The following is a 13881-nucleotide window of genomic DNA, read 5'->3' as shown; positions in this document are numbered from 1 at the left end:
TGCCCACCGTGGGGACACCCCAAACACTCGGCGGTGAGCGCGAACTACGACGCCTCGTCGGAGAAGCCGCTCGGCCGCCGGTACGCTCTAGACCCATGAGACGGTTGTGGACACCGGCGTGGATAGGCCGCCACGTGCTCACCATCGCGCTCGTGGCCGGGTTCATGGCGCTCGGCTGGTGGCAGATCAGCCGGGCGGCGGCCGGCAACACGCTGAGCTGGGCGTACGCGGTCGAGTGGCCGATCTTCGCCGGTTTTGTGATCTTCCTCTGGATCCGCGAGGCCCGGCACACCCTGCGCGGCGGGGACCGGGCCGAGCCGACCGCGCCGGCACCGCCGCCGGCCGGCACTCCCGGCGTACGGCGACCGGTCCGCTCGGCGCGTACCGCCCGGGTGCTGGTGCCGGCGCAGGAGAGCGATCCCGAACTGAGCGAGTACAACCACTACCTGGCGTGGTTGAACGCGAATCCGGGCGCCCGGCCCGGCGACTACCCCGGCCCCGGCCGGTAGGAAGGAACGGAACGAAGTGGGCGCAGCCCTGACCCGATACCGTGTGATCGCCTACGTCGTAGGTGTCGTACTGATCCTGCTGGTCATCGTGGGGATGCCGTTGAAGTACGGCTGGGACGAGCCGGTGGTGGTCGAGACGATCGGTCCGGCGCACGGTTTCCTGTACATGATCTACCTGGTGGCCGCGTTCGACGTGACCCGCCGGGCGAAGTGGCCGCTCGGCCAGATGCTGCTGGTGATGCTCGCCGGCACCGTCCCGTTCGTGTCGTTCTACGCCGAACGGGTGGTGCGCCGCCGGATCGCCGCGCAGGTACGGGAGGAGCAGCCGCAGCCGCAGACCGTCGCCGGCTGACCCCCGGGTCGATCACGACCGCGGGCGCCCCTCCCGCACGGCGGAGTGGAACCGCCCGCCGTCCGGCCGACCGGTCCGCGGCAAAGGACCGGTGGGGCGGGTGTCGACGTCGGGGCGTGACGTTCCACGTCGATCCAATGTCGCACGGTGGACCCGGCCGCAGAAGGCGCCGATCCTGAGTGAAGCGTGAGCGCGTACGTGAATCCACCCGCTCCACGGGTCACCGGCACCTCCGCGGTACGCCGTACCGGCGGCCGGGTGGGCGGTCAGCGGTGGCCGAACTCCCGGGCGCGGACGGTGTCCACGAAGGCCTGCCAGGCGGTTGCGGGGAAGACCACGTAGCGGTCCGGGTCGGTGGAGTTGCGGACCGCCATTCCGGCCGTGACCTCGGATACCTCTACGCATTTCTGCGATTCGCATCGAGTGCTCTTCCGCCACGTACCCGTGACGGGACCCGGCTGCGACATGCGTCCTCCTTGCGACCCGTTACCTTGCACGGCGGGTGCCGCGACGAGGAGACGATACCGGTCGGCCAGCGAGGCGGATAGCCCGGAATTGCGTACATTATGGTGTTTCACTTGTTGCTTATACTGACGGCTACCGGCCGGTCGCGGGCCGCTGCAATGCTCTGGTATTCGTTTGCGCGCCCGGTGTAGCCTGCTCGATAGCCCGCCCATCTGGTATGTAGCGGATGGCCAGGTGGCATCCTGACGACACCGGCACGGCGACCCCTCGCCCAGCCGCCGGTCTGCCGTTGACAGAGAGAGTCTGATGACCACGGCATTTGGCCCGACGGTGGGCAGACGCAGGCTCCGCTCGGCGATCCGTCGGGCCCGCGAGGCCTCCGGACTCACCCAGGAGCAGGTGGCCGTCGCGATGGACTGGTCGCTGTCCAAGCTGATCCGGATCGAGTCCGGCTACGTCTCCATTTCCACCAACGACGTCAAGGCCCTGTTGCACCACTACCAGGTCACCGACCCGGCGCAGGTGGCGAAGTTGGTGGACCTGGCCAGGGTGGCCCGGCAGCGCACCTGGTGGTCGCAGTACCGCGACAGCGTGCCACCGGCCTACTACGCATACATCGGACTTGAGGCGGAGGCCTCCCGGCTCTGCTTCTACCAGTCGGTCGGCATGCCCGGGCTGCTCCAGACCGAGGCGTTCGCGCAGGCCGTGGTGCAGTCCGTGATCCCGAACTTCAACGACGCGGCGGAGGCGCAGGCGTCGGTGGCGCTGCGCCTGCGCCGCCAGCGCGAGGTGCTCGACCGACCCGAGCCGCCCACCATCGACGTGGTGCTCGACGAGGCGACCCTGCACCGGCAGACCGGTGGTCGTGAGGTGATCCGTGAGCAACTGCTCAACCTGGTACGGCTCGCCCAGGTGGAGCACATCACGATCCAGGTGCTGCCGTTCACCTCCACCATCTACACCCCGCTCGGCCAGTTCGTGATCGTCTGCTTCGCCGGCTCGGAGGAGACCGACGCGGTCTACCTGGAGAGCACCGGGCTGGAGGACGTACTCGACCATCCGGAGTCGGTGACCTCGCACCTGATGACGTTCGAGGGACTGCAGCGGGCGGCGATGAGCCCGGCGGAGTCCCTCGAACGGATCGCCGCCATCGCCCGCGACCTGGCCTGACCAGGGCGCTCGGCGGCCGATCGGTCAGCGGGGCGGAGGTTCCCAGGGCGGGGACGAGGTGACCAGCGGTTCGGCCACGCCGCCGTAGCGTGCGACCTCCTGTGCCCGGCGCAGCGCCCGGGTGAGCTGGCCGAACTGGCGCTCCTGGTCACTGCTGAACAACAGCATCATCTCTCCCCGGTAGCGCCCCCACAGCTCGTGTGTCGGTGGGCGCAGCCGGTGGCCGAGGAAGGCGAGCACCACCGGGAGGAACGCGGCGGCGCCGAGGGCCAGGTAGGTGGCGGCGGTCAGCCGGTAGAACTCGCCGGTGTAGCCGAAGGCGACCCCGATCACGACCAGCACACCCCCGGTCACGACCACCGCCCGTACGGTCAGCGGGTCGTGCGGACCGCGGGCGGTCCTGAGCTGGGTCAGCTCGGTCACCGGAAAACGGCGGCCCGCCACGGTGAACGATTCGCTCGTGACCTGTACGCCGGGCTGCCGGTAGAACTCGATCGGAGCCGGCCGTTCGGGCTGCTTTCCGGTGACGGATTGTGTACCTGTTCGGCGCGCGGAGTCGCGAGTAGGATGCATGACAGCCTCCAACGGCTCGTGAGGCGGGCTGATGTGGGGGATCTGTAAAGATCGGCACTTGGTGGCAGCCAGGTGCCGATCATCGTTTTGCAACGATGCCGTTGCCGGAATTCGATTCCGGCCCTGCAATCATTGTGCGAAGGACGTGCCAGAAGTGGGAAGCGCTAATTCAGCCACCTGGCAGATTTCCAGGCGGCAGCTAGCTCCCTGGACAGATTTATGTCCTTCTTTGTGATGCTTTAGCCCACCGCCAGGCGCTACCCCATTTGCCAACACCGGCCAAAGGGGCACTCGGCGAGTCCGGGTACGGGACCCACCCGGTATATCACCAAGCGACTCCGGTTCACCACCGCGGGTGATCCCGACATTCCGCTTATCCGCTCCACTTGCCGCAGAACGCTCGGCCCCCACTGTTGCCGGCCCCGGACCTGGGACTAGGTTGGTTTTCGCTGGTCCGGTGGTCAGTCATCCCCCTGGGTGATGCCGGCCCGGCACCGCCGAACCGCACCAGCCGGACCCGACCACGCAGTGACACTCCGCAGTCGCGGTCCGCAGTCGCTCCACAGCGGACACCGCCGTCTCACGATGGCAGCCCGCAGCGGACACCACCGCTACTCGTGGCGCGGCACGCCGGCTCGACCTCGGTCCGACAGGACCCGGACCGGTAGATCGGGAGATCCGGTCGGCGGTGAGAAAGGAAGGGGCTCCGCACTCTTGCCATCCGCGCGGATCCTGTTGCGCTCGCTCGTCCTGGCGGGTCTGTCGGTCGGGCTGATCGCACCGACGACGATCGCCCAGGCGGAACCGTCCGCCGCCGAGCTCACGCAACAGATCGACAAAGCTTCGACCGAGCTGGAAAAGATCGTCGAGTCGTACAACAAGCTCAACGAGCAGATCAAGAGCACCAAGGCCGCGACCGCCGAACTGAGCACAAAACTCGCTCCGCTGGAGCAGCAGGCCACGCAGAGCCGCGCAGACGTCGCCGCACTCGCCACGAAGGCGTACAAGGCGGGCGGTCTGCGTACGGCGGACGCACTGCTCGGCGACAACGCCGCGGACAGCCTGATCGACCGGCTCGGCACCCTCGACTACCTGGCCCGCGACCGGGACCAGCAGCTCGCCGGGCTGAACGCCACCCAGAAGCAGTACGTCGACCAGAAGGCAAAGCTCGACGGCGTCCTGGCCCGGCAGACCGCACAGGCCAAGGAACTGGACGCCGGCAAGAAGAAGATCGAGGCCGACATCAAGAAGCTCTCCGACCTGCGCCGCAAGGCGTACGGCTCGGCGACCTCGACCGGCACCAAGTACACCGGCAAGATCCCGGCCGTCTCCGGCAAGGCCGGCGTGGCCGTGACGTACGCGTACAACGCGATCGGCAAGCCGTACGTCTGGGCGGCCGAGGGGCCCAACGGCTACGACTGCTCCGGGCTGACCCTGGCCGCGTGGAAGGCGGCCGGCAAGTCCCTGCCACACAACGCGGAAATGCAGTGGGGCCAGGTGGCACACATCAGCCGAAGCTCACTGCAAGCCGGGGACCTGGTCTTCTACAGCAGTCTGGGACACGTCGCGCTCTACGTCGGCAACAACCAGGTGATCCACGCGCCGAGCTTCGGCGACAGCGTGAAACTGGCCAGCGTGGACATGATGAAACCCTACGGTTACGGCCGGGTCCGCTAACCTGCCCGGGTGACCACGCCCGAGAGCCCCGACACGCTGGCGGGTACGGCGATCGAACGCCTGACGCCGTACCTGCCAGCGATCGGCACCACCGCGGCGGGGCGGGGTGGCGACACCGCCGCCCGGTCGCTCTACGAGCTTGTCGCCGCCCGGCTGCGCGCACTGGGCGAAGCGGAGGCGCTGGCCGAGTTCGTCCGGCAACCCCGCAACAACTCCCTCGTACGCCGACTGCTCACGACCGCCGCCCAGGACGACCCGACGTACGCGGCCGAGCTGGCCGACGCCGTCGTGGCGGTCCCGCCGCAGGGGCCGGCAACCGTCACCGCCGACGACACCCGCACGAACTCCCCGGATCGCCCGCTGCCCGGCGGTGGACGGCGGTTGTCCCGACGTACGCTGCTCGTCGCCCTCGCGGTGCTGACCGTCGCGGTAGCGGTGGTCTGCCTGGTGGCCCGGAACATCCTCGGTGACCTGGACGACAGCGGCGGCCTCACCTCCCAGTCCTCCTGCGCCGACTTCCGCGAGGCGCCGAGGGAGGACCGGACCCGGGCACTGCGGGCGATCGCACTGGCCCGCGGGCTACCCGAACTGGACACGCCGCTGGCCCTGACCGCGGTCACCCAGGCCTGCGCCGCCGAACCGGACAGCCGGCTCGGCGACGTGGTGGCGAGGTTCGGCAACTGACGGCCGCCCGGCTGGACCGGGCAAGGCATGCAACGGCGATGGCCGGTGCCCCCGAAGCTTCGGGAACACCGGCCATCCTTGCCGTTGTGTTTCGTCCTGGCAGCGCCTACGCGGCCTGCAGCCCCTCGGCACGGGCCAGCTCACGCAGCCGGCCCAGCGCCTGGATCTCGAGCTGGCGGATCCGCTCCCGGGAGAGCGAGAAGCGCGAGGCGACCTCGGTGAGCGAGTGCTCGCGCCCGTCCTCCAGGCCGTAGCGGGCCCGCATGATGCCGGCCGAACGGTCGTCCAGGTGGTTGAGCAGGCCTTCGATCCGCTGCCGCTCCAGAGCGGTCAGCACGATCTCCTCGGGCGACGGCGCGTCGCTGTCGGCGACCAGGTCACCGAGGTTGGTGTCGCCGTCGTCGCCGACCGGGGTGTCCAACGACACCGTGTCCTGCGACCAGCGGACCAGCTCGTGCACCCGTTCCACGGTGACGCCCAGGGACGCCGCGATCTGCTCGGGCTCCGGGTCGGAACCGAGTTCGCGGGTGAGCTGGCGCGCCACGTTGCGCATCCGGTTGACGTCCTCGACCAGGTGCACCGGCAGCCGTACGGTCCGCTCCTGCTGGGCGATCGCCCGGCTGATCGCCTGACGGATCCACCAGGTGGCGTACGTCGAGAACTTGTAGCCACGCTCGTAGTCGAACTTCTCCACCGCCCGAACCAGGCCGGTGTTGCCCTCCTGGATCAGGTCGAGCATCGGCATCCCGGAACGTACGTAACGACGGGCGATCGAAACCACCAGCCGCAGGTTCGCCCGGATGAACAGATCCTTCGCCCGATCCCCCTCGACCACCAGGCGCTCCAGCTCCTCGCGACCGACGCCCACCGGAACCCGGCCCTCTTCGAGCAGGTGCTCCGCATAGAGGCCCGCCTCGATCGACTTCGAGAGGTCGACCTCCTTGGCGGCGTCGAGCAGCGGTGTGCGGGAGATCTCGTGCAGGTAGACGCCAACCAGGTCACGCTCCTCGGCGACCTCGTCGGTACGCATCACGATGCTCTTCTCCACGTCGCTCACGGTCCCCTCGTCTACCCCGGTTGCCCGGTTACCTGCCATCCCCACGTTCATCAGCCCTCCCCCGTAACCCCTGCTGTGCCCTGTGGCGCTGACACCTACACAACAGTTGAGACGCGTTGGGGATTCCATCCCGTGGGTCGAAAGTGTCACGAATGCCTGAGTAGTTGCTGTGAACACGATCGACGTTTGCTGTCAGGAGGCCTCTTCAGCTGCCGCGAAGCCCGTTTCCGTACTGGATATCGGATCGGTTGCGCAGTCTTCGGCCGGATAAATAGCAACACCACGACACAACGACGCACAGCGATCCGCATCACCACCGACCTGCGATCCTCGTCACTCCGAGAACACGCGCCAGGACCCTGAACGGTTCACCACGGCTGAGGATTACCCCTGTACGTGGTGAACAATCCGGCCGGCCCGCAAAGTCCCCTTGATCAACTCGACCCGGAGTCGGGCTTGGCGGCTGCCCTGCCCACCGTGGCGGACAGCGGTTCCGCGGTGAGTTCGAGGGCTCGCCTGGTCCGGGCCCGGTTGCGGGTCGCGACCCCGACGAAGAGGCAGTCGACCACGGTGAACTGAGCCAGCCGGCTGGCCATCGCACCGGTCCGGTAGGTGGTCTCGCGAGCCGCGGTGGCCAACACGAAGTCGGCGGCCGCGGCGATCGGGGCGCGGGGATGGTTGGTCAGCGCCACCGTGGTCGCACCCCGGGCCCGCGCCAGCGCCAGCACCCCGATCGCCTCGGCGGTGCGGCCGGTGTGCGATATGGCCACCGCCACATCGCCCTTGCCGAGCAGTGCGGCCGAGGTCAGGGCCGTGTGCCCGTCCGGGAAACAGAAGGCGAGCCGGCCGATGCGGTGCAGTTTCCGTTGGAAGTCGGCGGCGACCAGGCCGCTCGCCCCGGCGCCGTAGATCTCGATCCGGGCGGCGGCGTGGATCGCCGCGACGACCCGCTCGCAGACGGCCGGGTCGAGTTGTTCGGCGGTCTCCGCCACCGCCCGCGCGTCGTGGAAGCCGATGGTCGCGATGATCTGGGCCAGGTCGGCACCGGGCGGGATGTCGCCGCCGGCCACCCGTGCGTCCGGCGGGTCGATCCGGCTCGCCGCCTCGGCAGCGAGCCGGATCCGTAGCTGTGGATAGCCGGTCAGGCCGACCGAGCGGCAGAACCGGACGACGGTGGCCTCCGAGGTCTCGGCGGCGGCGGCCAGGTCGGTGATGGTGCGGCGGGCGGCCTCGGCCGGATCGCTGAGGATGAACCGCGCCACCCGCAGTTGTGCCGGGGAAAGCGACGGAAGCAGACCACTGATCTGGACGATCAGGCCGCGAGGCGCATGACCTGCGGAAATCTTCGCAATCTTCCCCACCTGCGAAAGTTACTCACGACCTTGGAGGAGCGTCAACCGGGCAACGGGAACAGCCAGGCGGATACGGCCGAACCGGTGGGCGCCCGTCACCGTCAGGCCATCCGGGCCGACCATTCCCGCAACACCTTCGCCTCGTCGGCGGGTTCCAACCCGCCCCCGTGTACGTCATCCGGGTGGGTACGCACCCACTCCAGCGTCCTGGCGGCGGTCTCCTCGATCGGCCGGGTACGCAAGCCCGCGGCGAGTGAGTCGGTCACGTCCCGACTCAGGAATCCCGCGTATTCGGGCAGCGGCAGCCAGAGCGGCAGGGCCCGCTCACCCGACCATGGCCGGACGTCCCGCTCGACCAGGAAGTCCTGCTCGACCCAGGTCAGCTCCGGATCGACCCGCCCCACCCCGGCGGCCACCTCGGCCAGGAACCTGGCCCGCGGCAACGGTGCACCCATGCCGTCGAAGGTGCCGGTGAGGCCGGTCTCGGCGGCGTACAGCAGCCACTGGGCGAGGTCGTCGACGTCGATGAGCTGGACCAACTCGTCCGGTGCGCCGGGGGCCAGCACCTCACCACCGCGAGCCAGCCGGGCGACCCAGTACGGGAAGCGGTCGCTCGGGTCCTCCGGTCCGACGATCAGGCCCGCCCGGCAGACGAACGACCGCGCCGCCCCGATCGTGTCCAGCACGGCCTGCTCACAGGAAACCTTGCAGGGGCCGTAGAACTCGGCGTGCTCGCCGACGGGGTTGTCCACCTCGGCCGGGGCGGGCGCCACGATCTCCGCCGTCGCCGCCCGCTGAGCGGGCGTGCTGTTGTCGGCGTAGACCGAGCAGGTGGAGACGTACGACCAGTGGCCGACCCGGTCGGCGAGCGCGGCGACCGCGTGCCGGGCGTGGCTCGGGCGCCGGGTCACGTCGACCACCGCGTCGAACCGCTCACCGTCCAGAGCGGACAGTCCGGCCGGGTCGTCGCGGTCCGCCCGGACGAACCGGACGCCCGCCACCGGCTCACCTGAGACGCCACGGGCGGCGCAGGTGACGTCGTGTCCGGCCGCGGCCGCAAGTCGGGCCACCGAGCGGCCGAGGAACATGGTGCCACCGAGTACGAGTAGACGCATGCGACCGATCCTGCTGCCCGGCGGGCCGGGATGGCCATCCCGTATGCCGACAGCAGAAGGCTTCCGCCCACAGCGCAGCCACCGACGGCCGGTGGCCGATCACCCAACCGAACCGCGCACCCATAGCCGAACCGCGCGCCCATGGCCGGTCAGCCGCCGAACCGCGTGGCGATGGGCGCGTCAGCCGCCCGGACCGCGCGGCCATGGGCATCAGGCGCCTGGACCGCGCGGCCATGGGCGTCAGCCGCCGGGACGGGCGGTCCTGGTCAGCACCGCGGGTGGTGGCAGCGGTGGTGACGGTGGCGGTTCGGGCAGCCGGGCCGGCGGCACGGACGGCGGCGGATCCGGCGACAGCCACGGCCGCAGGTACACCGCGATCTGGGCGGTCACCTCGTCCGGCGACCGGTTCGCGTCGATCACCACGAAGGTGCCGTACTCGGGTAGGGACCGGTACGCGGCGTCGGCCGCGGTCAGGTACTCCATGCTCTCGTGGTCGGTGCCCCGCAACTCGATCCGCCGGTACGCCTCGGCCGGGTCGACGACAAGCAGGAAGGTGACCTCGGGCTCGGGGAACAGCCGGTAACCGAGGCGGGCCAACCGTGCCGCGCGTGGGGTTCCGCGGTGCACCCGGATGCTGGCGTACTGGTCGAAGGAGTAGCGGTCCATGACCGCGAGCCGGCGGCGGACGGCGGACCGGACCAGCGCGCGGGCGATGGCCAACCACCGGAGTATCGACTCGGCGAGCAGCAGGCCGCTGTCGCCGAGCAGACGGCGGGCGTCGCGGCGGCCGAGCCGCTGGGCAGCCCGGCCGAACCAGCGCCGGCCACCGGCGTTGCGTGAGTAGGTGGTCCGTACTCCGGCGCGCTCGAGCGCGGCGGCGAGTCGATGCGCCTGGGTCGTCTTTCCCGAACCATCGATGCCGACAAGTGCGACGACGCGGAGTCGCCCCCTGCCGACCGTTTCAACGTGCCGATCCTGCGCAGATGGGGCCACGCTCAGCAACGGTACCGGGCGCTCGCACCCCTCGATGATTTTCGTCATCGTATGAGGCGAATTTCCGGAAAACCTGCGTCGGTTTTAGGCGACAATGAGGCAATTGGCAGCGGGGTGGATTCCGGGCCGAAATCACACCCGAGGTGTGAACGAGCAGGGCGCCGGGTACCGACAAATCTGCACCCAACCGACCAGATGCCCGCCATCGACCACCACGGGAGACGATATGGATCACCGCGGGGACGAGGGTCTGCTGCACACCCTCAAGCGGGTCGCCGCCGTCCTCAAACAATCCGAAATTCCCTTCGCGCTGGGTGGAAGCTTCGCCGTGTACGCACACGGTGGCCACTCCAGCGACCATGACGTCGACTTCCTGCTTCGCGAGCAGGACGCCGAACGTGCCCTCGAAGCCCTGGTGGCAGAGGGTTTCGTCGCCGAACGCCCGCCGGAGGACTGGCTGGTCAAGGTGTACGACGACGGCCGGCTGGTCGACCTGATCCACCGCCCGATCGAAACCCCGGTCACCGACGAGACGCTGCTCGACACCGTCGTCCGCCCGGTCGACGCGATCCACATGCCGGTGCTCACCGCCACCCGGCTGATGGTGCACAAGCTGCTCAGCTTCTCCCAGCACTACTGCGACTTCGCCCGCGGACTGCCGCTGGCCCGTTCCCTGCGTGAACAGATCGACTGGGACCGGGTCCGTGCGGAGACGGAGCACTCGCCGTACGCGGAGGCGTTCCTGATCCTGCTGCACCGGCTGGACGTCGTACCGGACGCGACCGCGGAGGCGGACGCGCGTACCGAGGCCGCTCGGGTGGAGTCCGGCCGGACCGAGGCCGCCCGGGCGGAAGCCGAACGGACCGAGAAGGAGGTGCTGGCATGACCGAACCCGACCGGGTCGCCGTCGAGCGATCCGACGACTATCTGGAAGCGGCCGTACAGCGACTGCTGACCGAGAACACCGACATCGCCGAACAGGGCATCACGGTGGACCGCCGCGACGGTTCGCTGGTGCTCTACGGCGAGGTCGAGAGCCAGCAGCGCCGGGCCGAGATCTTGCGCCGGGTGGCCGACGCGTACCCCGACCTGCCGTTGAAGGTCGACATCGGACTGATTCGTACCCAGGCCCCGACCGAGGTGGAGGAGCTGCCGTGAGGGAGACGACATGGTGATCCGGATCGCCGCCGTCGGCGACGTACATCTCGACGAGGACGTGGTCGGACGGTTCCGTCCGGCCCTCGACCAGATCAGCGAGTACGCCGACGTACTGCTGCTCGCCGGTGACCTGACCCGGCACGGCTCCGAGTCCGAGGCGCGCTGCGTGGCCACCGAGTTCGGCGGCCTGGACGTGCCGGTGGTGTCCGTGCTGGGCAACCACGACCATCACTGCGACCAGGTGCCGGCCGTGGTCCGGGTGCTGGAGGACGCGGGCATCACGGTGCTGGAGGGCACCGGCGTGGTGCTGGAGTGCGGGGAGCACCGGCTCGGCATCGCCGGCGCCAAGGGCTTCGGCGGCGGGTTCGCCGGCCGCTGCGCCAGCGAGTTCGGCGAGCCCGAGATGAAGGCGTTCATCCGTACCACCACCACGATCGCGGACCGGCTCGGCACCGCCCTACGGGAGCTCGACGCCGACGTACGGGTGGCGCTGACCCACTACGCCCCGGTGCCGGACACGCTCGCCGGTGAGCCGCTGGAGATCTACCCGTTCCTCGGCTCGTACCTGCTCGGCGAGGCCATCGACTCGGCGCCTACGGCGCTGGCCATCCACGGCCACGCCCACCACGGCACCGAGCGCGGCACCACCCCCGGAGGCGTACGCGTACGCAACGTGGCACACCCGGTGATCAAGCAGGCCTACAGTGTGTTCCACCTCGCAGAGCAGTCGGAACGGGAGAAGGTTTCCGCGGAATTCGGGTCGGGTACTGACCGTTCATGGACCTGATTCTTTGGATTCTCGCAGTCGTACTGGTCGTCTCGGGCGTGCTCGCACTGTTCCGGCGGCAGCTCCTCTGGGGCATCGTCCTCATCATCATCGGGCTGCTGGTGGGCCCGGGCGGGGTCAGCATCTTCAATTGACCGTCTGATCCACCATCCCCTATCCCTCATCCCCTATCCCCCGTCCCTCCTCCCGATCCACCCTCCCTCCTCGTTCCATCCCCTCGGAACTTCGGTTCCCTTCGACCCGCCGGGGTCGTCGTACCGGGTCTTCGTCCTCCCCGACGGAAGGCCCGGGGCGACGGCCCCGGCGTCTTACGTGCTTCCCCTGGGGCCGGTCGCCCGCACCCTCCACCCATTGATCCCGAGCAATGGGTGAATGTTCACATTTGTCGATTCCCGGATGTTACAAGATCCAGTATGTGGGACCGGCCGAATCGCCCGGCCTCGCGTGGGAGCGAGCCCAGGTCAACGATCAGGTTTCCGAATCGTTACGGGCTCGTGCCGCTCCAGGGGTGGACGGCCCCTCCTGCAAGCGCTTACATGTGGGGACGCCCATCGGGGCCGGCGCGGATCCCCCGGGGGTCTCCCCATGCGCCGGCGAAGGAAGGAGGACGGCATGGCGGTCTTCACCAGACCACGCCAGGCCCTCGTGATCGCCAGCGCGCTGGCGCTGACCTTCAGCGCCACCGCCTGCTCTTCAAGCGACAGCGACAGCAACAGCAACGCGGACTCCCCGGAGTGCGCCGCCTACGAGGCATACCAGGGCAGCGACGGCGAGAAGGTCAGCATCTACGCGTCCATCCGGGACGCGGAGGCCGACATCCTGCAGGACTCGTGGAAGCAGTTCGAGGACTGCACCGGCATCGAGATCGACTACGAGGGCAGCGGCGAGTTCGAGGCCCAGTTGCAGGTACGGGTGGACGGCGGCAACGCCCCTGACATCACCTTCATCCCGCAGCCCGGCCTGCTCAACCGCTTCGCCGAGGCCGGCAAGCTCAAGCCCGCCTCGGCCGAGACCAAGGCGATGGCCGAGAAGAACTACCCCGCGGACTGGCTGAAGTACTCCACGGTCAAGGGCACCTTCTACGGGGCGCCGCTCGGCTCCAACGTGAAGTCCTTCGTCTGGTACTCGCCGAAGACGTTCAAGGAAAAGGGCTGGACGGTGCCGACCACCTGGGCCGAACTGCTCACCCTGAGCGAGAAGATCGCCGCAACCGGTGAGAAGCCGTGGTGTGCCGGGATCGAGTCCGGTGACGCCACCGGCTGGCCGGCGACCGACTGGATCGAAGACCTGATGCTGCGTACGGTCACGCCCGAGGTCTACGACCAGTGGACGACCCACGGCATCCCGTTCAACGACCCGCAGGTCGTCTCCGCGCTCAACGAAGCCGGCAAGATCCTGAAGAACCCGAAGTACGTCAACGGCGGCTACGGCGACGTCAAGAGCATCGCGGCCACCTCGTTCCAGGAGGCCGGACTGCCGATCCTGCAGGGCAAGTGCGCGCTGCACCGGCAGGCGTCGTTCTACGCCAACAACTGGCCGCAGGGCACCAAGGTGGCCGAGGACGGCGACGTCTACGCCTTCTACTTCCCGGCCGTCGACCCGGCCAAGGGCAAGCCGGTGCTGGGTGGTGGCGAGTTCTCCGTCGCCTTCGCCGACCGTCCCGAGGTGCAGAAGGTGCAGACCTACCTCGCCTCGCCGGAGTACGCCAACGCCCGGGCCAAGCTCGGCAACAACGTCTCCGCCAACAAGGGCCTGGACATCAACAACGTCCCGAACCCGATCGACAAGCTCTCCGTACAGATCCTGCAGGACCCGAACACCGTCTTCCGGTTCGACGGCTCGGACCTGATGCCGGCAGCCGTCGGCGCGGGCACGTTCTGGAAGGGCATGATCGAGTGGATCAACGGTAAGGACACCGCCGCAACGCTCTCCCAGATCGAGAGCACCTGGCCGAAATGAGTTCCACCGGTGGTCCGGCCCGATGACGTC

At 69.0% G+C, this 13881-nt stretch carries 15 protein-coding genes and 2 pseudogenes; 11 read left to right on the top strand and 6 right to left on the bottom strand.

Features of this window, described 5'->3' with window-relative positions; translation table 11 throughout:
* The first annotated feature begins 95 nt into the window (after nucleotides 1-95).
* Together AB0J90_RS08495 and AB0J90_RS08490 are read left to right on the top strand one after the other, a co-directional pair.
* Nucleotides 96-509, top strand: a complete 414-nt coding sequence (locus tag AB0J90_RS08495; protein ID WP_363593547.1) for a hypothetical protein — start codon at nucleotides 96-98, stop codon at nucleotides 507-509.
* A gap of 16 nt (nucleotides 510-525) precedes the next feature.
* Nucleotides 526-861, top strand: coding sequence for a DUF3817 domain-containing protein (locus AB0J90_RS08490; RefSeq protein WP_326556031.1), 336 nt, complete (start codon nucleotides 526-528; stop codon nucleotides 859-861).
* 266 nt (nucleotides 862-1127) lie between these two features.
* Here the strand turns inward: AB0J90_RS08490 and AB0J90_RS08485 are convergent, their stop codons facing one another.
* Nucleotides 1128-1328 carry a DUF397 domain-containing protein gene (locus AB0J90_RS08485; RefSeq protein ID WP_363593545.1) on the bottom strand — a complete coding sequence of 67 codons (201 nt, stop codon included), beginning with the start codon at nucleotides 1326-1328 and terminating at the stop codon, nucleotides 1128-1130.
* Between the two features lie 304 nt (nucleotides 1329-1632).
* Between AB0J90_RS08485 and AB0J90_RS08480 the strand changes: the two genes are divergently transcribed.
* Nucleotides 1633-2496 (top strand): helix-turn-helix transcriptional regulator, encoded by an 864-nt coding sequence (locus AB0J90_RS08480; RefSeq protein ID WP_363593543.1) that lies wholly within the window; start codon nucleotides 1633-1635, stop codon nucleotides 2494-2496.
* A gap of 24 nt (nucleotides 2497-2520) precedes the next feature.
* On the opposite strand, the gene AB0J90_RS08475 is transcribed toward AB0J90_RS08480, so the two are convergent.
* Nucleotides 2521-3069 (bottom strand): DUF6232 family protein, encoded by a 549-nt coding sequence (locus AB0J90_RS08475; protein ID WP_363593541.1) that lies wholly within the window; start codon nucleotides 3067-3069, stop codon nucleotides 2521-2523.
* Between the two features lie 550 nt (nucleotides 3070-3619).
* Here AB0J90_RS08475 and AB0J90_RS08470 point away from each other — a divergent pair.
* The 3 genes and pseudogenes from AB0J90_RS08470 to AB0J90_RS08460 all read left to right on the top strand — a co-directional run.
* Nucleotides 3620-3844, top strand: a pseudogene (locus tag AB0J90_RS08470) (hypothetical protein); the annotation flags it as partial.
* A complete protein-coding gene (locus tag AB0J90_RS08465; protein WP_363593539.1) occupies nucleotides 3784-4746 on the top strand; it encodes an NlpC/P60 family protein in 963 nt (320 codons plus the stop codon). The pseudogene AB0J90_RS08470 and the gene AB0J90_RS08465, both read left to right, overlap by 61 nt.
* A 9-nt stretch (nucleotides 4747-4755) precedes the next feature.
* Nucleotides 4756-5430, top strand: a complete 675-nt coding sequence (locus tag AB0J90_RS08460; RefSeq protein WP_363593537.1) for a hypothetical protein — start codon at nucleotides 4756-4758, stop codon at nucleotides 5428-5430.
* 106 nt (nucleotides 5431-5536) lie between these two features.
* Here the strand turns inward: AB0J90_RS08460 and AB0J90_RS08455 are convergent, their stop codons facing one another.
* The 4 genes from AB0J90_RS08455 to AB0J90_RS08440 all read right to left on the bottom strand — a co-directional run bounded on the left by AB0J90_RS08455 (nucleotide 5537) and on the right by AB0J90_RS08440 (nucleotide 9947).
* Complete coding sequence (locus AB0J90_RS08455; protein ID WP_363593689.1) at nucleotides 5537-6526, bottom strand: sigma-70 family RNA polymerase sigma factor; 990 nt, start codon at nucleotides 6524-6526, stop codon at nucleotides 5537-5539.
* 395 nt (nucleotides 6527-6921) lie between these two features.
* Nucleotides 6922-7848 carry a MurR/RpiR family transcriptional regulator gene (locus AB0J90_RS08450; protein ID WP_363593535.1) on the bottom strand — a complete coding sequence of 309 codons (927 nt, stop codon included), beginning with the start codon at nucleotides 7846-7848 and terminating at the stop codon, nucleotides 6922-6924.
* Nucleotides 7849-7940: 92 nt separating this feature from the next.
* Nucleotides 7941-8954, bottom strand: a complete 1014-nt coding sequence (locus AB0J90_RS08445) for an NAD-dependent epimerase/dehydratase family protein (protein ID WP_363593533.1) — start codon at nucleotides 8952-8954, stop codon at nucleotides 7941-7943.
* Between the two features lie 240 nt (nucleotides 8955-9194).
* Complete coding sequence (locus tag AB0J90_RS08440; RefSeq protein WP_363593531.1) at nucleotides 9195-9947, bottom strand: dTMP kinase; 753 nt, start codon at nucleotides 9945-9947, stop codon at nucleotides 9195-9197.
* 226 nt (nucleotides 9948-10173) lie between these two features.
* Between AB0J90_RS08440 and AB0J90_RS08435 the strand changes: the two are divergent.
* From AB0J90_RS08435 to AB0J90_RS08415, 5 genes and pseudogenes are all read left to right on the top strand, one after another.
* Nucleotides 10174-10719: pseudogene (locus AB0J90_RS08435) on the top strand (nucleotidyltransferase family protein); the annotation flags it as partial.
* A 110-nt stretch (nucleotides 10720-10829) separates the two neighbouring features.
* Complete coding sequence (locus tag AB0J90_RS08430) at nucleotides 10830-11105, top strand: hypothetical protein (protein WP_326556022.1); 276 nt, start codon at nucleotides 10830-10832, stop codon at nucleotides 11103-11105.
* A gap of 10 nt (nucleotides 11106-11115) precedes the next feature.
* Entirely contained in the window at nucleotides 11116-11892 is a 777-nt protein-coding gene (locus tag AB0J90_RS08425) for a metallophosphoesterase (protein ID WP_363593529.1), read from the top strand.
* Nucleotides 11883-12026, top strand: a complete 144-nt coding sequence (locus AB0J90_RS08420) for a GPGG-motif small membrane protein (protein WP_170208550.1) — start codon at nucleotides 11883-11885, stop codon at nucleotides 12024-12026. The genes AB0J90_RS08425 and AB0J90_RS08420 overlap by 10 nt, the downstream gene beginning before the upstream one ends.
* A gap of 478 nt (nucleotides 12027-12504) precedes the next feature.
* The gene (locus tag AB0J90_RS08415; protein WP_363593527.1) at nucleotides 12505-13851 is read left to right on the top strand and encodes an ABC transporter substrate-binding protein; all 1347 of its coding nucleotides are present in this window, start codon (nucleotides 12505-12507) and stop codon (nucleotides 13849-13851) included.
* Nucleotides 13852-13881 lie beyond the last annotated feature (30 nt).

Origin of the sequence: Micromonospora sp. NPDC049523 (assembly GCF_040676775.1) — a bacterium.
GTDB lineage: Bacteria > Actinomycetota > Actinomycetes > Mycobacteriales > Micromonosporaceae > Micromonospora_G.
The sequence above is the reverse complement of the archived record's forward strand: the minus strand, read 5'-3'. Positions and strand labels throughout refer to the sequence as shown.

Bases quoted from the DNA above. Each gene is read 5' to 3' on its own strand.
- AB0J90_RS08455 (WP_363593689.1), bottom strand. From the start codon at position 6,526: ATGGCAGGTAACCGGGCAACCGGGGTAGACGAGGGGACCGTGAGCGAC.
- AB0J90_RS08425 (WP_363593529.1), top strand. From the start codon at position 11,116: ATGGTGATCCGGATCGCCGCCGTCGGCGACGTACATCTCGACGAGGAC.
- AB0J90_RS08420 (WP_170208550.1), top strand. From the start codon at position 11,883: ATGGACCTGATTCTTTGGATTCTCGCAGTCGTACTGGTCGTCTCGGGC.
- AB0J90_RS08445 (WP_363593533.1), bottom strand. From the start codon at position 8,954: ATGCGTCTACTCGTACTCGGTGGCACCATGTTCCTCGGCCGCTCGGTG.
- AB0J90_RS08475 (WP_363593541.1), bottom strand. From the start codon at position 3,069: ATGCATCCTACTCGCGACTCCGCGCGCCGAACAGGTACACAATCCGTC.
- AB0J90_RS08430 (WP_326556022.1), top strand. From the start codon at position 10,830: ATGACCGAACCCGACCGGGTCGCCGTCGAGCGATCCGACGACTATCTG.
- AB0J90_RS08480 (WP_363593543.1), top strand. From the start codon at position 1,633: ATGACCACGGCATTTGGCCCGACGGTGGGCAGACGCAGGCTCCGCTCG.
- AB0J90_RS08485 (WP_363593545.1), bottom strand. From the start codon at position 1,328: ATGTCGCAGCCGGGTCCCGTCACGGGTACGTGGCGGAAGAGCACTCGA.
- AB0J90_RS08415 (WP_363593527.1), top strand. From the start codon at position 12,505: ATGGCGGTCTTCACCAGACCACGCCAGGCCCTCGTGATCGCCAGCGCG.
- AB0J90_RS08495 (WP_363593547.1), top strand. From the start codon at position 96: ATGAGACGGTTGTGGACACCGGCGTGGATAGGCCGCCACGTGCTCACC.